The sequence below is a fragment of the Aquimarina longa SW024 genome (assembly GCF_001401755.1).
Taxonomy (GTDB): Bacteria; Bacteroidota; Bacteroidia; order Flavobacteriales; family Flavobacteriaceae; genus Aquimarina; species Aquimarina longa.
On record NZ_KQ474104.1, the window covers coordinates 33,309 to 52,133 of the forward strand.

At 30.3% G+C, this 18,825-nt stretch carries 19 protein-coding genes; 3 read left to right on the plus strand and 16 right to left on the minus strand.

Going from position 1 to position 18,825, the window contains the following annotated elements; all coding sequences use genetic code 11:
- The first annotated feature begins 12 nt into the window (after positions 1 to 12).
- Complete coding sequence (locus N456_RS19155) at positions 13 to 1,134, plus strand: hypothetical protein (protein WP_062060664.1); 1,122 nt, start codon at positions 13 to 15, stop codon at positions 1,132 to 1,134.
- Positions 1,135 to 1,251: 117 nt separating this feature from the next.
- Positions 1,252 to 2,637, plus strand: coding sequence for an amidohydrolase family protein (locus N456_RS19160; protein ID WP_062060667.1), 1,386 nt, complete (start codon positions 1,252 to 1,254; stop codon positions 2,635 to 2,637).
- Between the two features lie 348 nt (positions 2,638 to 2,985).
- Here N456_RS19160 and N456_RS19165 read toward each other — a convergent pair whose 3' ends face one another.
- From N456_RS19165 to N456_RS19240, 16 genes are all read right to left on the minus strand, one after another.
- Positions 2,986 to 4,086 (minus strand): DUF418 domain-containing protein, encoded by a 1,101-nt coding sequence (locus N456_RS19165; protein WP_240315560.1) that lies wholly within the window; start codon positions 4,084 to 4,086, stop codon positions 2,986 to 2,988.
- Between the two features lie 350 nt (positions 4,087 to 4,436).
- Positions 4,437 to 4,949: a GNAT family N-acetyltransferase gene (locus N456_RS19170; RefSeq protein ID WP_062060673.1), complete on the minus strand. Its 513-nt coding sequence runs from the start codon at positions 4,947 to 4,949 to the stop codon at positions 4,437 to 4,439.
- 279 nt (positions 4,950 to 5,228) lie between these two features.
- Entirely contained in the window at positions 5,229 to 6,164 is a 936-nt protein-coding gene (locus N456_RS19175; protein WP_062060676.1) for an NHL repeat-containing protein, read from the minus strand.
- A 173-nt stretch (positions 6,165 to 6,337) separates the two neighbouring features.
- The gene (locus N456_RS19180) at positions 6,338 to 7,462 is read right to left on the minus strand and encodes a helix-turn-helix domain-containing protein (protein WP_062060679.1); all 1,125 of its coding nucleotides are present in this window, start codon (positions 7,460 to 7,462) and stop codon (positions 6,338 to 6,340) included.
- 157 nt (positions 7,463 to 7,619) lie between these two features.
- Positions 7,620 to 8,141, minus strand: coding sequence for a lipocalin family protein (locus N456_RS19185; protein WP_082422596.1), 522 nt, complete (start codon positions 8,139 to 8,141; stop codon positions 7,620 to 7,622).
- 120 nt (positions 8,142 to 8,261) lie between these two features.
- Complete coding sequence (locus N456_RS19190) at positions 8,262 to 9,107, minus strand: leucine-rich repeat domain-containing protein (protein WP_148639383.1); 846 nt, start codon at positions 9,105 to 9,107, stop codon at positions 8,262 to 8,264.
- Between the two features lie 16 nt (positions 9,108 to 9,123).
- Positions 9,124 to 10,260, minus strand: a complete 1,137-nt coding sequence (locus tag N456_RS19195; protein ID WP_062060687.1) for a hypothetical protein — start codon at positions 10,258 to 10,260, stop codon at positions 9,124 to 9,126.
- Positions 10,250 to 10,963 (minus strand): type VI secretion system tube protein TssD, encoded by a 714-nt coding sequence (gene tssD, locus N456_RS19200; RefSeq protein WP_062060690.1) that lies wholly within the window; start codon positions 10,961 to 10,963, stop codon positions 10,250 to 10,252. Before tssD ends, N456_RS19195 begins: the two co-directional genes overlap by 11 nt.
- 129 nt (positions 10,964 to 11,092) lie before the next feature.
- Entirely contained in the window at positions 11,093 to 11,872 is a 780-nt protein-coding gene (locus tag N456_RS19205) for a hypothetical protein (RefSeq protein ID WP_062060693.1), read from the minus strand.
- Positions 11,873 to 11,938: 66 nt separating this feature from the next.
- Positions 11,939 to 12,784 carry a CPBP family intramembrane glutamic endopeptidase gene (locus tag N456_RS19210; protein ID WP_082422597.1) on the minus strand — a complete coding sequence of 282 codons (846 nt, stop codon included), beginning with the start codon at positions 12,782 to 12,784 and terminating at the stop codon, positions 11,939 to 11,941.
- A 42-nt stretch (positions 12,785 to 12,826) separates the two neighbouring features.
- Positions 12,827 to 13,474 carry a hypothetical protein gene (locus N456_RS19215; RefSeq protein ID WP_062060699.1) on the minus strand — a complete coding sequence of 216 codons (648 nt, stop codon included), beginning with the start codon at positions 13,472 to 13,474 and terminating at the stop codon, positions 12,827 to 12,829.
- A gap of 186 nt (positions 13,475 to 13,660) precedes the next feature.
- Positions 13,661 to 14,179, minus strand: coding sequence for a hypothetical protein (locus N456_RS19220; RefSeq protein ID WP_062060703.1), 519 nt, complete (start codon positions 14,177 to 14,179; stop codon positions 13,661 to 13,663).
- A 211-nt stretch (positions 14,180 to 14,390) separates the two neighbouring features.
- Positions 14,391 to 15,443, minus strand: a complete 1,053-nt coding sequence (locus N456_RS19225; protein WP_062060705.1) for an alpha/beta fold hydrolase — start codon at positions 15,441 to 15,443, stop codon at positions 14,391 to 14,393.
- On the minus strand, positions 15,443 to 16,054 hold the full coding sequence (locus N456_RS19230) for a hypothetical protein (RefSeq protein WP_148639384.1): 612 nt from the start codon (positions 16,052 to 16,054) through the stop codon (positions 15,443 to 15,445). The genes N456_RS19225 and N456_RS19230 overlap by 1 nt, the downstream gene beginning before the upstream one ends.
- Before the next feature lie 773 nt (positions 16,055 to 16,827).
- The gene (locus tag N456_RS19235) at positions 16,828 to 17,958 is read right to left on the minus strand and encodes a helix-turn-helix domain-containing protein (RefSeq protein WP_062060711.1); all 1,131 of its coding nucleotides are present in this window, start codon (positions 17,956 to 17,958) and stop codon (positions 16,828 to 16,830) included.
- A gap of 14 nt (positions 17,959 to 17,972) precedes the next feature.
- On the minus strand, positions 17,973 to 18,311 hold the full coding sequence (locus N456_RS19240) for a hypothetical protein (RefSeq protein ID WP_062060714.1): 339 nt from the start codon (positions 18,309 to 18,311) through the stop codon (positions 17,973 to 17,975).
- Positions 18,312 to 18,582: 271 nt separating this feature from the next.
- Here N456_RS19240 and N456_RS24630 point away from each other — a divergent pair, with 271 nt between their 5' ends.
- On the plus strand, positions 18,583 to 18,732 hold the full coding sequence (locus tag N456_RS24630; protein WP_158447936.1) for a hypothetical protein: 150 nt from the start codon (positions 18,583 to 18,585) through the stop codon (positions 18,730 to 18,732).
- The last annotated feature ends 93 nt before the right edge of the window (positions 18,733 to 18,825 follow it).

Below are 18,825 nucleotides of genomic sequence, written 5' to 3' on the forward strand. Positions count from 1 at the left end.
AAACTTAAGACCATGGAAAAACAACTATCAAGACTAATTGTAATTATCTGCTTTTTGGCGTTTGGTTCTATAACTGGACAACAAAAAAAAGGGGTTAAAAAAGCAACAATAGCAGAGCTTAATCAAAGGATTAAAAAGCTAGAAAAAGATTCTATAGCATTAGGTGCTATCAAGAAGCAGTTGGATCTCCAAAAAATTAGCTTGTTTGATACATTGAATATTATGCGAGGCATAAAAAAACCTTACAAAACAATAAAGACAGGAAATTTCCAGACATCAGATATCTATAATCCTATAAATTTTACGATCATTAAACATCGAAGACCTGCTGAGAACGGAAAATCAACTAATGAAATCTTACCTAATCGATCATCGGTTCATTATATCAAAAAGGGAGGTGTACTACACTTAGAATTTAGAAAAGATTTTGTAGAGAAATTAACTAATGCAGGTAAATTAAATCTTAATGTAAAAGCTTTTATCCAAAGAAAAGATAATACCATCAAACCTTTATCTGTTCTAGGATTGACAGAGGTAACCAAAAATGCTTCTTCTTCTAAAGAAACTATACTTAATGATTCTGATGGTAAAAAGGGACCAACAGAAGTAGCTGATAAGTATTCAATAAAATACCATGCTTCTTCTTCAGAGACGATTTCTGCTGAGATAGATCTCTCTTTTCAGGAAGTTTCTATAGATGATGTTGTTATACTTCGGGTTACTAATAAAGCTGTTCATAATGTAGGATTTACCTATAAGTTTGTTTTTGCAGAATACGGATGGGGGCAAAGTACTACAGGAGGTTTTTCTTTTGTACAAACCATTCGTGGGGATGACCATATCTACAGAGCAGCAGGAACTGCTGGTTATGCGTTTAGATATACTCCTAAACCTTCTTCTAAATTTTTATATCATTTTTTTTCTCCTAGTTTTGGCCCAGAGATTAATACGCTACAAAAAGATAGCGAAACATTAATCGGAGCTGGGGTTTTTGTTACATCTTTTGCTAATTCTGTTAAATTTGGATTGGGTAGCTATATCAATGGAGAAAGTAATAAAGTCTATTTCTCTATAGGACTTAATTTTATCGAAGGATATAGCCAGATAAAAGATCTTATTGCTAGGAGTAAGTAACTGAAAATTACTCTTATTTTTTTTTATCACATTTTACAGTAATCTAATATACTTCTATAGTAATCATAAGGGCTTGGATCTGTATATTTATAACACATAGTACTAAACACTAAAATCATGGCTATTCCAAAAATAATAGATGTTCACACTCATATTTTTAATCTTAATTATCTACCTGTAAGGGGGGTATTACAGGCGTACGGAACACCGTATCCGATAGCAGTCGCTGTTGCGTTTATATTTAGGCAGTTTACGAATAAACCTTCTTCTATTAAGTCTGATAAACGGTTCTTTGATGAGTCTTTAGATTCTTTTCCTTTAGAGTATCTAAAAGCTGATGAAGCTATTGTAATCAATCATATTGCTTCTGGGGTTTCTAGAGAAATTTTCTTCCACCCTACTGTACAGGATAATATCCAAGATGCTATTGATCAGGGGTATCTTAGTCTCGATGATGAATCACTAACGATGGTTAAGGGGTTAAAAGAGATCGATATTGATATTGATGAGAAGATTTTTAGAATTATAAAGAAGGTGTTAGCGTTGCTTAAGGATGGTTTTCATTATCTAAAGTGGTTCTTTTTTATGATGCGATCCGAAAAAAGTATTGTAGAAATGCTACTGAGAAGTTATGGGGATGATGTCGATCATTTTGTTTTTCATATGATTGATTCACATCATTTTTTTAATGGAAGATCTCGTCTAAGAATCAAGGATCAAATCAATCGCATGAAAGCATTGATGGATAAGCATAATGGTAAGCTTATTGGTTTTGTTCCTTTTAATCCCAAAAGGCGTACTGCAAAAGGAATTAAATTGGTAAAATATGGTTTAGATAGAGGGTTTACTGGGGTAAAATTTTACCCTCCTCTAGGATATAGAGCGACTAGTAATGAAGAGTGTATCGCGGGGTATCCTGATGTAAAAAATGGTAGGAAACTAGAAAAGAGGATTCATAATTTTTTTAGGTTTTGTGTTAAAGAGGGTAATGATATACCTGTTTTTACACATTGTACTCCTACTGGTTTCCAAGCTAATCCTAAGGAGAAGTCTGGTAGGAATGCTGATCCAATGTTTTGGGAAAGGCTTCTTAGCAAACCTAAGTTTAATACGCTAAGGGTATGCTTAGGGCATGCTGGTGGTGAACAAGGATGGGAGACGGCTAATGATGCTGATTTTGATCAATCGTATGCTAAGAAAGTGTATGAATTATGTATTACATATCCTAATGTATATTGCGAGGTAGGGTTTCTTGCGCATATTAAAAAAGGGGTGCCACGACAAAATTTTATTAAACGATTGCAAGATTTGTTTCTGCGAGATGAGGGTGAGTATTCTTTTTTTGATAAGGTAATGTATGGTAGTGATTGGCATATTCTGTTTAATGATGGGATTCAGTTAGCGTATCATAAGGAGTTTCTTTCTATTTTTGAAAATGCTATTCTTAAAGATTATAAAGAGCAGTTTTTCTTTCTTAATGCTCAGAGGTATCTAAAGATCTAAAGGAAAAGGCTTTCTAATAAGGTAGAAAGTATCTTTTATCAGAAAGTTTATTTTCTTACATGTTGATTTTGGACTCCTTCGTGTTAGGTACGCGTTCCTTCTCATTAGGTATGGACTCCTTCGTGTTAGGTATGCGTTCCTTCGCGTTAGGTATGCGTTCCTTCTTGTTAGGTATGGACTCCTTCGTGTTAGGTATGGACTCCTTCGTGTTAGGTACGCGTTCCTTCGCGTTAGGTATGGACTTCTTCGCATTAAGTATGGACTCCTTCGTGTTAGGTATGCGTTCCTTTATTGTAGTATTCTAGGAGAGTTACTAAAGATCTCTTATTAAATTGTTTTTACAGACAGTTAGGCTTTTTTTATTGGCAATATCTCTTTATATGTCAGGCTTCTCCATACCCATTCTAATGGACCATACTGATAATATGTTAGCCATAATTTACTTAGTAGTACCTGAACAATGAATACACTAATTGCTGTTACTAATGTTTCTGAAGGGCTAAACGTTTCGTAACGTTTAAATCCTATTGATGAGAATAGTAGTATTCCTATAAGGCTTTGTAGTATATAATTTGTAAGTGCCATACGCCCTACGTATTTTAATGGGACTAAGATGGTTTTCCACTTAGTTGCATACCACAGCCATCCTATAAGCCATAAATAGAATAGTCCCATTGCAATGTCAGAGAGCATCATTGCTTTAATACATATTGGTCGAAAGGTTTTTGTTTTATAAATTTCATAATTGGGGAGTACAAATAAAAATAGAATCCTATAAATGTTAGTTATAACGGCTATGAGTAGCATTGGTTTTTTAATCTGCTGAATGAATATATCTAAGGAGTTATAGATTTTGTTTTTACCAAGATAAAGACCTAGGAGAAACATCGAAACTGCTACGGGTGCTAAAAAGCCAAATAACATGGGTATATTAGAGAGGTATTCTAATAGTCTTAACTGTATTCCTTCTATATATGTTCCGTTTTTTATAATTTGATTAATGGTTTCTCCTGTATGATTACTCAGGTAAGTTTCTGGATGAAAATTTATATGGTTAAATATATATTCAAAAAACTGGTCATAAAATGGAAAGAAGAGAAATAATACGGATAGTACTAGAATTAGTTTATTAGATTTTTTTATCATAAAAGTGGTAAAAAGCCCTAATAGTGCATATAGGTTTAAGACATCTCCTGACCATAAAAATACAATATGCAAAATTCCAAAAATAAACAACACAACCATTCTTCTTACAAAGAATGGGAAGGGTAGTTTATTTTTATCAACCATTTTTATAGCTTGCATTGATATTCCTAATCCAAATAGTAATGAGAAGATCGGGAAGAATTTTGTGTAGAAAAATAATTGTAAGATTTTCTCTGCTATCTGATCAATATTTGATGTCCATTGTTTTGCAAATTCGTCTTGATTGAGAAAGGTTGAATTCATTATTACAATATTCACAACAAAAATTCCAAGAATCGAGAATCCTCTGTAAATGTCTAATATATCAACTCTTTTTTTTGCTTTGGTCGGTTGCTTATTCAATAGTTTAATGTGTTTCTGTAATATCCTCTAAAGGGGATATATATGATTATTTTAATGCTGTATGTGTATCATACTTCATAAAAATAGTGATCTATAATAGATAAGGCAAAAAAAGAGTTTCTAATGGTTAAGTAATCGATCTTCTAATGTTACTTTTTCAAAAATTTAGGACACAATAAACGTATCCGATTATGTTATTATACTAAAGTTTTATCTATTTTATAGATGATACTTGTTTATCTCTTTTTTTGCTATTCGTCTAAGGTTAGTTTAAAATACTTTTTACCTGTCTCACTGCTAATCAAAATCTCTTTTTTATCAATTCCCCACTTTTTTAACAAAGAGATCGAGTTTAAATTTTTAGGGTTTACAGTCGCAATTATCCTTTTATGCCAGTTTTTTTGATTTTGCTTTAATAAAGAGAGAACTTCAGTCATAATTCCTTTTTTTCTTTCTTCTGGATGAACCATATAGACTATTTCTAATTCGTTATTATTAGTGTGATCTGTTTCTTTTATTTCTAAATGTCCACATAATAAATCACCTCTGTAGATCCCCCATAACCAAAACCACCGTTTATCGTTTCTTTTATATATCTCTAATCCTTTTTTAAAGAGTTTTCTTTCTTCTATTTCATTACCTGAGGCGCCTCCCATAAATTGGGTGGATCGTATATCTAAAGTCATCTCAATGAACCTATCTTCATCGTCAGATGTATAGGGCTTAAGAGTTAAATGATTTGTTTTTAATACTGGTGGATACATAATTCTTTTTGTTATTGAATATATTATATTTATATATTCCTTATAAGGTATAGATCTGATTTTTAATGATTTCTTTTTTTATTGGTATTACATTAAATCAAAAGGGGGTTATGTATTTTGCTTAAAGTGCTATACTTGTAACTTAGTCCTAAACTCCTTATGAGTTATATTCTTTACTCACTAAGTGAGTTTTTAAACCCTCATTGAGGGTTTAATTCCTTATGGCTTACCTCGATATCAAAATATTTTTTTTTAATTGATAGTGTTCTACAAAAAACGTTAGTATGGTCTTAGGTTAATCTTACGAAGACCTCCTATTCCTGTATATTCAGATATGTATATTACTTTGGACCATTTATTTGCTGCAATACCATTGGGGTTACTTAGTGATGCTTCTAGTAGTGGTCCATCTACCTGAGCTGCTTCTCCGTTACCTGCAATAGTTTCTATTTTACCGTCCATGGTTACTTTATAAATATAATTTACGGCTATACCTGTAGCAAAAATAACGTCATTAATTACTGTGATATAACCAATCCCAAAATTCTGAATAACGATATCTGGTATATTGGCTATTAATGAAATTTCTCCTTTTTGATTAATAGAATAAATATCGGCTGTATAAAAATTTGCTACTATTACGTTTCCTTTGCTATCTAAATCAATGCCTACTCCACCAAGTAATCTAGGGTCATTAGCATATTCTGTTATTTCTCCATTAGCTGAGATTTTATGTACTGTTGGTGCTGTATAATTAGAGATATATAGATTGTTTTGTCTGTCTATTGCCATACTACTGGGCCATCCATCAATTACGGCAATTACTTCTCGTTCTCCTGATGGAGTAATTTTTAATACCTGACCATTGATTGTATTATTAGCATTGTTAACAAATAAATTTCCTTTAGAGTCTTTTGCAGTTCCCATAGGACCTGATAATCCTTTTATGGTATCTAGGATTTTCCCTCTAGAATTAAGTTTAAAAATTCTTGTTCCGCTACCACCAGTATCTACAAATCTACCATATTCAGAGACATAAATATCTCCATTTCTATCTACTGATACGGCTCCGTTTGCTGCAAAGTTACTGATCAGTGTTTCTACTTCTAAATCAGGGGTTATTCCATCTCCATAACAAGATATCAATATTGTTAGCAAAGACATTACAGTTCCTAATGTAATAATTTTAATGAATCGTTTTTTAATAGTTCTCATGATTAGTATTTTTAAGTTTCTTCAATACTACTTATTAATGATCCTACATATCGACGTTTTGGGTACATTCAAACTCTTTTTATCAAAAAAGAAGGACATCATTTGTAACCGTGTAATGAAATACTAATGTTTATTATACTAGAAAAGAAAATTGGTTTTGAAAAAGCTATGATCTAGTCTTTGATCATTTTTTTTATGTAATTACTAGGGGTATCTCTAAGAATTATTTTAAATGCTTTATTAAAGGTTGATTTAGAATTAAATCCAGAATCAAGAGATAACGCCAATATAGTATGCCGTTTATGTTCTCCTTTATTAATTTTGGATATAAACTCTTGTACTCTATATGTATTAATGTATTCATAAAAATTACATTTATGTATTTTATTGAGTAACCAGGATACATCGTTTGTTGATGTTTTTAGCTGAGTTGCTAATCTAGCAAGTGTAAGGTTAGGGTTTAAGTAAATTTTATCGTGTACTAGTAAGTGTTCTAGGTCTGCTGTCAGTTGCTCTATTTTAGCTTTACTGAGTCTACTTTTAAATATTTTCTTTTTCGGAGTTAGAATAGCTACTCTAAAAATTTCGGGTTGCCTGATGCTATAAAAACCGACGACGTACATAATAATTGGTATGCATAACCATACTGTATTATAATTAAAATATGGATTGTAGGTATGTAGTAGATAGCTTTTTGCAAAGTTTAGAAACCAAAAAACAGTTACTAATGCAAAAATTGAAATTAATATCATTAAGTATACATAGATCTGTTGATGAAAGGATAGGATTCTTTCTTCTGCTAAGCGAAATTTTTTTAAAATTATGAAGCATTTAATAATATAAATTGTGAATAGAATAATTATAGATAATTCAATTATAAAAAATGGTATCGTAAAAAAACCGTTGTCATACATTTCCTGAAGTTGTATAATAGAGAAACGATACGTCCATAATACATACATTAAATGTAATGCTGAAGGAAGGAACTCTACCCATCGAAGAACAGGCTTGACATCAGAACTTACAATCATTCTTCTGACATATAGATATAACAAGGGACCAAATAAAAAAATAATACTGTCAACAAGCATTACCAATCGGGCAAAAAACTCGTTTTCTTCATATCCATAATAGTATAATCTTCCTGTTAGCATAATAGCTGACAAAAACAAGATTAAGGATAGGACTAGATTGGCTGAAAGGTTTTTTTTTGGTAATAATTGTATAATAATTGCCAAAAAAAAACCTTGGCTTATTCCTAGAAACAATACTAAATCTATAATTCTTAAGTCACTCATATACATGCATCCAATTTAGTCTTAAAACTATTAAAATCAGAATAAATAGTGTCCTATTGGATACATTAATACCAATAGGACACTATTTAGTGTATTAAGAATAAGAAGATTACTTTGTATAACCTTGGTCGTGATTAAAAGATAGTGCTACATCTTGTTATTTATTATCAAAGAAATCGTTTTTAGTCTTTTCATAAATGAATTTATAATTTAGAGTTTTCTCTCCATCAATAATCGTTTCAGAAAGAACTAGCTTTTCATTATCAAATGATATTGTTTGTGGGTCATTTTTACCTTTAGCTTCTTCTATGAATTGAGGAACGTTTAAATCATCTGGTATAGCTATTATATTAACGTTAGTAGTTGTTAAGATGTTATTTGCTATTTCAAAAGTTCCGGAAGTTCCAAAACCATCAAAAACACATATACTACTATCCATTTCACTATCAATTACAGCTATATTAGTAAATGTATTATCAGATTTAAATTCAACAATTGATTTTTGTTTACATTTATTAGCTTCAGAGAGTTTCCCATTATCTTCATATTTAATCAATTTCCATCTACCTATAATTGTATTTTTTTTAGTATTTGGGTTATTTTCATCATCATTATTACATGATATAGATAAAAATATTGTAATTAAAATTGTAATCAAATGAATTAAAAAATGTCTCATAAATTTATTATTTGTTTTTATTATTAGTAAGGTGTAACGATTGTAATCTGATTGTGTAGCTATCCCGATAGGGTAGCTATTAATTATATAGCTTGTTCTAAGTTGTTTTCATTTTTAGGTTTATAATTCATCTAACTTTTTGTGTATTTCTTTTTTAGGGTATTGCTTGTTGTATTTATTATTCTGACTGCCAAAAAATACGGGTATGTGTTCGGCGGGTGTGGTGTCATAGTCATTTATAATCGTAGTTCCCAAAGTGGACAGACGTTTCAAATTAGGCATATCTTTTACAAATTTGATGCTTTCAAGGTTTTTACAGTCTAATAATTGAAGTTCTTTAAGTGCTTTTAGTTCTCCAATAGGACTAAAATCTTTGAGCTTCCAACAAATATCAAATTCTAATTGTTCTAATTTTTGCAATGCTGTACTGTCTGAAATGTCGGTAAGACTTCGTACACTACCTAATGATAGATTTTCTAAATTAGTAAGGGTTTCTATACCTTTTAAGGATTTGATTTTTGCTGTTGCAAAACTTAGGCTTTTTAAATTAGTGAGCTTACTTAATTTTGTAAGGTCTTTTTCATCAAATTCAATGATATGCAAGGTTTCTAAGTTTTTAAGCTGGTTAAAATTAGTAATCATTTTCTTATTCCACCACATCGATAAATTCTGCAATTGTTTCAAATACTCAAAATTCACAGAATACATTGTGTGCAGGCTTAGATCTTTAAGATTAGGTAGCTCATATAAAAAATCATAAGAAACACCATCACCAAAAGCCTGGAAACCTAAACTTTCGATGTTTTTAAAATGTGAAACAAACTCCTTCAAGAAATTGGTATTGTTTATTTCCCTGCCTATCCTAAGCGCATAGTCATTTTTAAAGAAAATCTCTTTTGCTTTTTCTAAGTCTGAACTCTCTATCAAGTCCATCCGAGTATGCCACGGTAATTTCACTAAGTGCATAAATCAATCATTCAAGTTAATTAGTAAATTCTTTCGGCAAACCAAATTCATCTGCAATTTCGTACGCCTCTTTATAAAACTCCTTTAACCCTTCCGGTGTTTTCAAATCAAATCTTCCACCAACAGGATTAACCTTATTTAGCAATCGATGAAACGCACTATTATTTCTTGGTGTTATATCAGAACCGTATTTTTCTATAATAATAAGTTGTTCATATATTTCACGTTTCCTTTTGGTAAAACCAGCCATCCTATGAGTTATACCGCCAACAATTTCCTCTACCTGTTGTCCGAGTTTTCCGCTTTTCCCAAAATGTTGTTTAAGTCTTTTAAAAATGTTCTTGGATTGCCCTATATATGCCTGATCAAGATCATCTCCATTTTTAATAATAAGATCATAAATACCTTTATTATCAACAGCCTTTTTTAGCTTTTTTGCTTGCTTAGCAATTGTAGCAGCAACTCCAAAACTTGGTACCATTGCTGCAAAGCTTAGTGCTGCATCGCCATAATTCCCTCGTGCTAAAGATATACAGCCATTGGCTAAATCTGCTATTTCACCAAAGCCAGGAACAAGACCGGCAATATCTAATCCAGTTTGTAAACTATCCGCCCACTTGCTCCACGTTGTAGGCTTTCCTCCGTTTTCTTCTGCATCGTATTTGTTTATTTCTTGCCAATATACTGCTTGGTCTGGTGAAATAATAGAGTAATTTGCAAATTCTGGATTACTGTGGTCTACAATGTCGGGGACTTGCAACTCTGAAAAATCAACATTGGGAAATAACCTTTGTGCATCTGCCAAAGTTCCTTCAAATGTGCCTAGTGAATTGTCATAGAAAAATACATCTTCACCCCTTGATGAAATTTCAGATTTCAACTGACTTACCAGTATCGTTCCTCTGTCGGTAACCTTGGCAGTGGTAGAGCGTTTAACTTGGGCAACACTTTTGCCTACAACAATAGCTTGGTGATTGATGTACATTAAGCCTTTTCCGTTATCATCTGTATAAGTAATATTAGTTTGTACAGGTTTATCTATGACATCGCCTCCACCAAGTTGCACCCTGATATCTGCCTGACTCACAACTTTACCCTTATGTATGATCTTTATGGTATTTGTACCGTATTCATCTTTATATTTACTGCTCATCTTCGTGATCTTCTGAAATTACTTGTAACGGGATTTTTTCTTCGTCTGCGCTTATCGTATACTTTTTGATGATATTGTCTTGTAACCGTTCTCCACGGTACAAAAGAGGTACTTCAAATTTTGACAGGTCAACATCTACGGTTGCGTTATCCATATTTTCAGATATGAGAACACAATATATTTCTTGCCCGCGTGCATACTCGCCTAATTCAATATCTTCGCGGTCTGTAATGTAATGTTCTATTATACGAGGCTCATTATCTTCTGACTGGTGTTCAGTAGGCTGCATATTGAGCATTGCGGGATCTGTCACCGCCCAATACCTTTTTAGCATTACTTTGCCGTTACGGATGATTGTTGCAGGGGATAAGTCGAAATTTACAACAAATGGTTGGCTGCCCGTTGCTGTAAAATGATAATTACAATATAAACAATGCACGTCTAGTAATTCAATGGTGGTGCTTTTACTGATTCCATTTACTGGAGAAAACACAATTTTAGCTTGTTGTTTTTGCATAGCGGGATGTATCGCCCATTCATAAAAAGTAGCATCTTTACTGGCTTCTATAGTAAATTTAAATGGATAAACATTTGACTTATTACTTGGTCGTCCGGTATAATCTGAATTTTGAAAAAAGCCGAAAAAGAAATCTAAAACACGAAATTTTTTATCGTCTACATAAAGAGTTACTTTTATACTCATCAGTTATTGGTTTTAAGAGTTTACTAATTTATACATAGTTTTGATTCAATGGTTTAGAACGTCGATTGTACGGTACGTTTGCTTCCCGAAGGGAGTATATGAATTATAGTAAATTGTTAGCTCCAGATTTTATTTTTTATGTATTACTTTAATTTCGTTTCCGTTAACCCAACTTTTCAATAGCATTTCATTTGTACTAAGTTCAGCTAAGTAATATCTATCATAAGAAGCAAAAACATCTGATGATTCGATTTTTTCAATTTCAACTCCTTTAAAATCTATATAGTTTGAATGGATCATATACAATTCTCCTTTTTCTTTCAAAATATATCCGACATGGCTAGCATCAAAGCCTATAAAATGGATTCCGTCTTTAAAAGTTGATTGAATTTTAGAGATATTTTCTTCTTTAGAATTTTCAAATATTTCAATTACTTTGGTATTTAAAGCTAGGCTACGTGCTTCGTTAATAGGGCTTTGTTGGGCTAATCTATATCTGTTTAAGTTTACACCTAGATCTTTTAGTGTTGTTGAAACAAAATACCCGCAAGCAATTTTTCCTTTTCTTGGTATTGATGTATGCCCCTCAAATGACCATTCAGTTCCTTCCCAAAAGGGTAGTATCCTATTCACTAAAGAAATTTTAAAAAGAGATGATAAGGAGTCGATTGATAGTTTTTTATTGTTCAGGTTTAACTTCTCTTCTTTAATTATATTTTTTATTACTCCATAACTTTTTAAGGAATCATTATCTAATTTTAATTCCTTAAGAGTTTTTATGTACTCCTTTTTTTTTGAATTATTAATTTTGACTATGGATTCACTAGGTTTATTTTTAATCTCTTCACGACTCTGTCCATTACAACCAAAGTGTATTATTATTAATATTCCAAAAACAACGTTTTTCATTCTTTTAAATATTACTTGCAACTTAAAATGTTGTGCGGTTTTATTTTTTTTAGATGCTGACTAACGTCAATTTTTTCTATGAACTATTTTCTCTTTTTTAATGGATAAGTAAAGAAAAATAATAGATATTAAAATTAAAAAACTTATTGATAAAATAGAATCTTCTATTCCAAATTCACTTCCTATAAGTAAAATAGGACCATCAAAGCTCGAATTAATAATATGTCCTTCTTCAGTTCCGGAAAGATTGGAACCATAAAAAGGTTGTGCAAAGTTCCATCCTAAATGGAAGGCAAAAGGAAGCCATAATCTTTTTGTATAGGTGTACATTATACTATGAGCAAACCCAAAGGCTAACAATAATAAAATCGATAACATTGTCACATTATCATTCAATAAATGTGGAATCGTAAAAAGAATTGATATTATTAATAAAGCAATATAAGTTCCTATCCATTTTTCTAAAATCCTATATATGATTAGTCTGAAAAACACTTCTTCTATTAAAGCTGCTATTATTAAAAATGAAAGAGGGGCTAATAAATAAGAAAAGTTAGCGATACTATGAATAGTGTAATAACCTAGCAAGTAGAGAATTAATATAACTAGTGATACAACTAAAAATCCAAAAAAGAAGCCTCCTAATAATTCTGTTTTTAAATTTGTCTTAAATAGTTCTTTAATTTTTCTTTTCTCATAAATTCTAAATAAATAAAAATAGCTTAATAGTAAGATCACAACAGAACTATAGTTTATAATAGTATCACCAATTTCCTTATTGGCTATCAAGAAATATATTAAGGGTTTTGTAATCAGATTTTGGACTCCGATTAGTATTCCTAGACATATTGCGATCCCTAAAATTATTTTTGTGATCGGAAAGTAAATTATTCGTTTCAATATTATATTCATTGATCAATTTAAGATTTTAGTTTAACGTTCGTTAAGTACCGGTTAGCGTTTGTTTTTCTTTATTATTTCTTCAATTTTATTTTGATATGAAAAAGCATATTCTTCAAATATTTTGGCTCTACAACTCACATAGATTAACCTATTTTCATTTTGTATAATGTAATCGTAGTTCTTTTCGTTAAAAATGTCACTTCGGTTTATTATTTGTGTAATTTTTCTGTAGTTTTCTGCTGCACTTGATTCGTCTTGAAAACAGATTTCAGTAACAAAAAATGACGGATACCAATTGTCTTGCATCTGTTCTAATTTGTTCTTTCTTTTTGCATAAATCGATAAATACTGGGATTTGGGAAAGGAAATAGTTTCATCAACTTCAAATTTTTCATTATTCTTTTTACTCCTAAACCAAAGGTCATTTTGTTGTTCTTTGATTTCAACCCTGTAATTTTCTTGTTCTAAAAGCTTCTTCAACTCGGTCATCGCTTTTGAAAACTGGTTACAGTCAATTCTTATATTACTGTTAGTTTGTAAATTGTGTTTTTGTTGTTGCTCGTATTTTTCTCTTATGTTCTTATCAGGTTCTGGAACAAGTTCTAGTCTATTATTCTGATATTCTGCCTTTTGTCTATTATCATTACAACTAATTAAGGTCAAAATAGTCAATATGATTATGTGAGCTGTCTTTTTCATTTTAATAAATGCTAACGCCAAATATATGAATCGGAGCAAGGCAAGTATACCTAAACCAATTGATTTATCTGCGGATTTTTATTTCTTATTCAATTTATAAAAATCTAGCGCCATCACAAAAGGGAATGACCTTCCAATTGACACTAAACTTTGCTCTGATTTCATATATAATGTTGTAAACCGTGCTTATAGTTCTTTATCAAGTATTTCGTGTAATTTTTCGACATCCTTTCTCATTGATATCAAAGGAAAAATAAATACCATTGAAAACATTAATAAAATTATAAGTAAGGGAGGTAATTTATTTAATAAACTCATATCACTAATTAATATTAAAAAAAAGAAAAAGGTCAAAAAAAGAAATGTAATAATTAAACTAGGGATTAAGGTAAAATCTATTGCGGATACTTTTGCTTTCACTTCAGTTTTATTACCTATACTTTTAAAACTCCCTTTAGCAATAGTAACATCTAGTTTTAAATCAAAGAACTTAAACCCTTTTTTACGTCTAATTTTAAATTTTCCTTTTTTAACATAACCGACTAATTGATTATTTGAGTTAGAAAAAAAATCTAGTGGTTCAAATTTTATAAAACTTTTCTGATTGTCAACAATTTTATTAAAATCTTCAAAGAATTCATCAAACTCACAATCTATAATTTTATTAAAATCTTTTTTAAGTTTTAATTTTTTGAGTATTGACATTTGGTTATGTTTACAACAATTGTATATATGTAGCTAAATTAGCTTTTTTTTGATTTCTTCTTTAGTTGTTATCCTTATTAATGTATAGCATCTGTATTGGACACTCTCACTCAATTTATGACTTAGAAAAAAATATCATTAAAATTAAGGGTTCATTTAACAGGGATGACATACAAGAACTGTAATATTAGATAATAGGATTATTACTTCACTACTTACGCTGATTGATAAATTCAATTACTTTTTCTGCAAAAAGATCAGGCTCATTACTCATAGGGCTGTGTGCTGATTTCTCAAAAATAAAGAGTTCTTTATCATTAGCTCCTAAATTATCATAAGCTTCTTGGGCATATATCGTGGGAACAATAATATCATATTTACCCCAAAGCACTAAAGATGGTATTGTAATCTCGGATAATCTATCGGTAAAAGACACTTTCTCAAAAAGCCCTTTTTTAACTAAAATAGACTGTATTTTATTGGTATTCCATAAGGTTGTTAAAAAATTATATTGCCCTAAACTATTTTCGCCATCAGATCTTGGTTTGTTAATTACATTATCATCTACCAGTTTTTCTTCGCTTTTATGGGCTTCTCCATTTAATTTATAAAAGTCTTTCTCATTATATGTTGAACTTACGTTTTGTATTAAATTAAGTGTATTTTTCCAATAATTAACATTGTTTTGTAACGCGATTTGCTCATCTGCTATTTTCTTAAAAGTAGTTTTATATTCATTATACATTCCTTTTGAATTATGAGCGCCATCAACATCAATCCATCCTACAAAATCTTTTTGATTTTTTAACAAAACAGCAGGGCCTAAAGTACCACCCCAACTATGTCCCATTAAAAATAGCCGAGAGTCATCACCGTATTTAGCCTTTATTACCTTTGCTAGAGCTAATACATCTTCTGCCATTAGATCAATACTTACATCTGCTTCAGAATAACTTCCTTGAGAATTCCCAGAGCCTCGTTGATCAAAGTAAACAACGGCATTATTTTTTTCAATTTCACTTTTGATGGTGTTCATTCTATACTGTAATCCAGTTCCACCAGGACCACCATGTAGTATGATTAGGAATACTTTTTCGGAGGCATTGCCATGAATATATGCTGGCATATCAGCCTGCCTATGTCTTACAAAAATAGTTTTACTTAAATTATTTATATCATCATTCTCTTTAGAGCAAGAGAAAACACCAAAAATTATTAGTGCGAGAACTACTATTTTTACTTTACTAAGAATCATTTTTTGCATTATTTTTTTCTTTTAAAATTAAATCGATAACCGTATTCTAACGAAAAAACGGGTAATGTCCCCGCATTATAAGGTGTTCGTATAGAGCAGCGAAGGTTTAAATACCATCCCGATCGTTTTTTTCCTTTACGAAATTTTCCTAATCCAATTGCAATGGAAGGTGCATAGTAGCTTCTCCCAGGAAATCGAACTTTGGATACATGGTCTCCTTTTACCTCATACGTTTCGGGCAAAAATGAACGATAATATCCTAGTGGATTTAATTCTAAGCTGAGTTGCTTTCCTTTGGTGTTTGTTCTTCGCCAAATAATACCGTAATAAGTAGACAATCCATTATCTGTTTGTGTTGAAAAGTTAGTGGAGTAGCCTATACTTCCGTTAAACAAAAGTTGTCGGGTAATTATTTTTTGTCCCCTTTTTCGCTCTTTAATTTTAATGTTTTCTTTCCATAGGTATTCAGCTCCAAGGTTAATTCCATTATCCCATAATACATTTCCATAATACCCTACTTTAAAATCAGTTTTATCTAAGAAAGAAGAACTATTGGTTTGATTTTGGGCTTGAAGATTTACAGTAGCCACAAGTAAAAAAATGATACTATATATTTTCATGTCTTCCATTTTTATTTAAAACTAAATAGAGTAATTAATAATACGTTTTTTGTAATACATTTTTCTGTAGTCTGCCTCTGAAGACTACTACTACATAAAAGATTAATCGCAATAATTAGATATTGTTTTAATTTCATTTTAATATTTAATTTATTTTGATGGCAAACGTATAGAAATTAAGCATATTTAAGGTTTCAATACCTTAAATTCGGACAAATCCGTACTTATTTAGCCATTTTTGACCTTCTTTTTTTTATAAATCTATGTCATGCATCGTTTTACTAGTGTATCTGAATATATATATTTAACTACTAAAGAGATCTATTTGCTATATTTTCAAAACAAGGAAGTACCTAATTCATCTATCTTTTCTGAATCAATATCAGGAGCACTGGAGAGCACAATACAGCCTTATTTTTTTTCGATCATTAAGGTAGAACAATAACTAGCTGTAGCACCATTGTGTTTTAGTATTCTAAAGTCATCATATGATGTTTCTATTTTTTTTAACAAAATATACTACAACATTTCCATTCTTAAATTCGAATAATTGAATTGTGTACCACTTATCGAGTTTTAAAGTGATGCCATTTTATAAGTATTTTTACTGATGATTTATATTATAAGTTGTAAATGTGTCATTGCTATCATAATTGATAAAATTATCAATTATGATAGATAATAGAAGTAATCCAGAGGTGGGATTAGCCAACTGTACTAAATTAATACCTCCACTTACAGCGAAAAATCAACTTGACTTTATAATGTTTCTATTAATGTTGCTTTCGATAAGCATTTGGTGTAATGCCTGTTATTTTTTTGAAAGCGTTATGAAACGTTGATTTTGAAGAAAAACCACATTCTAATCCAATGGCCAAAAGACTATAATTATCAAACTCAGAATTTAAAATAATATCTTTTACTGCTTTAACACGATAGTGATTAATATAAGTGGCAAAATTATTTCCTGTAATTGTATTTACAAGTTGCGAAACATATCCAGTACTAATACCTAACATATCTGCTACTTTATCTCTATCTAATGTACTATCTCTATAAATATGATGGTTTTTGCAGAGGTCTTCTAGCTTTTTAAAGTAACTATTTTCTTGAGTAAAGGTTTCTATTTTTTTTTCACTAGATACTTTAGGTATTGTAATTTCTGCAACAGGTAGGTTAGTATTTATTTTTAATAAGGTTTTAATTTCTTCTTGATCTTTTGCTAGTTTAAATTTAAAAATACCTGTATACACAATCCAATGGATTAAAAATGTAGCTAGTAAAGCAAGAGTTCTCATAATTGGCGTAATGTCAATATCTAAAAATAACGCAACAATAATGGTTAAGACAAAAGATGTTAGCAATATAAAAATAAGCAACCACAGATGAGTAATCCATTTTTTTTCTTGTACATTATTCGATACTTTAATACAGGTATACGCATAAATTAATATGCTTGGTAGAAATAGTAGTGAAACTATGATTTGTATAAGCTTGAGTACCTCAATGATTTGTTGAATAAAATTCGGGATTTTATAGACATGAGCAATGGTATCAAGATTACTAAAAATATTAATGACTGCTGTAAACAAAAATGGAGTAAATAACCATAAAATTCTCTTGGATTGTAGTATTGGGTGATTTACTTGATGAGTTATAAACAATAGGATAAATACAGGAAAAGCTAACTCTAAACCTATAGTATCAAAAAAATATAAAAATGGGATCGTATTATATATTTGAGTTAACTCAAAAACTAAATTTAATAGTAAAATTGAAAGTGAAAAAATGGCATAAGCTAAGTACTTATTTGCTTTACTTTTAAATATGGGGGATTTTAAAATAATCACCCCTAAAATTATTCCTTGGAATATTGCAATATTAAGAAGGGTTATAAATATCAATTGTAAGTTTTATTTTAAGATTCAAGAGTTTGTTCGATATTTATTATGGTAGATGTATTTCGTCCATTAAAAGTACGAGCAAAACCAAAAATACTACTGAAAATATTAGAGGTAAGATATGATTTTTCTTGTTTTATTCTTTTTATCTCAGCAATTTTGGTAAATCCATTTTTCTTGATTAGAAAATAGAAGATTAAAATTAGATTTGCACCAATACATATAAATGTATCGGTTTGATAAGAGTCAATTTCATTTTTAATTAAGTGAAGAGAGCAGAATCTTATTACCATTACAATGGCTAAAAATGGAATTATAAATAGCATAAGCTGATTCCAGAATTTTGATTTAATCATTTTTTGGATAGTTATTAAAATCTATTTATCTACATAGACATAAATTTTATTCAATAGGTTGCTTTATATTCATTTTTTTTAACGTTAAGCACCTAAATCTGTATTAAACTATAACTATATATTGGTAAATCATTTTAGTTTTTATAATGTAGTTTAATAAATCTTGTTTTTAATATCTCCTGACAGAATACCATGTGTAAAGAATTATCGATAGAAATTACAGCAATCTTCAATTCCTAAATTATTTTTTTATGTAGAACTTGGCGCATTTATGCCCGAACCAGTACGTAATTGGGTTATTGAAAATATGCCAAATTTAGAATCGGTGAATATTGGTATGGGTGTTCATTTTATTCAAGAAGATAATCCAAATTTAATAGGTAAAAGAATAAAGAAATTTGTTTTAAAACTTGAAGATTAAAGTTCTATATACTTCCTATAATTTTAAAATGCCTCATAATTCTAAATGATTTTGAGGCATTTTTATTCTGAATATTATTTTCTAATAAATTGA

What these genes read in the sequence shown, in the direction of transcription:
- N456_RS19160 (WP_062060667.1), top strand. Translation starts at nt 1,252, where the DNA reads ATGGCTATTCCAAAAATAATAGATGTTCACACTCATATTTTTAATCTT.
- N456_RS24630 (WP_158447936.1), top strand. Translation starts at nt 18,583, where the DNA reads ATGCCCGAACCAGTACGTAATTGGGTTATTGAAAATATGCCAAATTTA.
- N456_RS19180 (WP_062060679.1), bottom strand. Translation starts at nt 7,462, where the DNA reads ATGAGTGACTTAAGAATTATAGATTTAGTATTGTTTCTAGGAATAAGC.
- N456_RS19175 (WP_062060676.1), bottom strand. Translation starts at nt 6,164, where the DNA reads ATGAGAACTATTAAAAAACGATTCATTAAAATTATTACATTAGGAACT.
- N456_RS19205 (WP_062060693.1), bottom strand. Translation starts at nt 11,872, where the DNA reads ATGAAAAACGTTGTTTTTGGAATATTAATAATAATACACTTTGGTTGT.
- N456_RS19220 (WP_062060703.1), bottom strand. Translation starts at nt 14,179, where the DNA reads ATGTCAATACTCAAAAAATTAAAACTTAAAAAAGATTTTAATAAAATT.
- N456_RS19170 (WP_062060673.1), bottom strand. Translation starts at nt 4,949, where the DNA reads ATGTATCCACCAGTATTAAAAACAAATCATTTAACTCTTAAGCCCTAT.
- N456_RS19190 (WP_148639383.1), bottom strand. Translation starts at nt 9,107, where the DNA reads ATGCACTTAGTGAAATTACCGTGGCATACTCGGATGGACTTGATAGAG.
- N456_RS19165 (WP_240315560.1), bottom strand. Translation starts at nt 4,086, where the DNA reads ATGAATTCAACCTTTCTCAATCAAGACGAATTTGCAAAACAATGGACA.
- N456_RS19185 (WP_082422596.1), bottom strand. Translation starts at nt 8,141, where the DNA reads ATGAGACATTTTTTAATTCATTTGATTACAATTTTAATTACAATATTT.
- N456_RS19230 (WP_148639384.1), bottom strand. Translation starts at nt 16,054, where the DNA reads ATGAAAATATATAGTATCATTTTTTTACTTGTGGCTACTGTAAATCTT.
- N456_RS19225 (WP_062060705.1), bottom strand. Translation starts at nt 15,443, where the DNA reads ATGCAAAAAATGATTCTTAGTAAAGTAAAAATAGTAGTTCTCGCACTA.
- N456_RS19195 (WP_062060687.1), bottom strand. Translation starts at nt 10,260, where the DNA reads ATGAGCAGTAAATATAAAGATGAATACGGTACAAATACCATAAAGATC.
- tssD (WP_062060690.1), bottom strand. Translation starts at nt 10,963, where the DNA reads ATGAGTATAAAAGTAACTCTTTATGTAGACGATAAAAAATTTCGTGTT.
- N456_RS19155 (WP_062060664.1), top strand. Translation starts at nt 13, where the DNA reads ATGGAAAAACAACTATCAAGACTAATTGTAATTATCTGCTTTTTGGCG.
- N456_RS19210 (WP_082422597.1), bottom strand. Translation starts at nt 12,784, where the DNA reads ATGAATATAATATTGAAACGAATAATTTACTTTCCGATCACAAAAATA.
- N456_RS19240 (WP_062060714.1), bottom strand. Translation starts at nt 18,311, where the DNA reads ATGATTAAATCAAAATTCTGGAATCAGCTTATGCTATTTATAATTCCA.
- N456_RS19215 (WP_062060699.1), bottom strand. Translation starts at nt 13,474, where the DNA reads ATGAAAAAGACAGCTCACATAATCATATTGACTATTTTGACCTTAATT.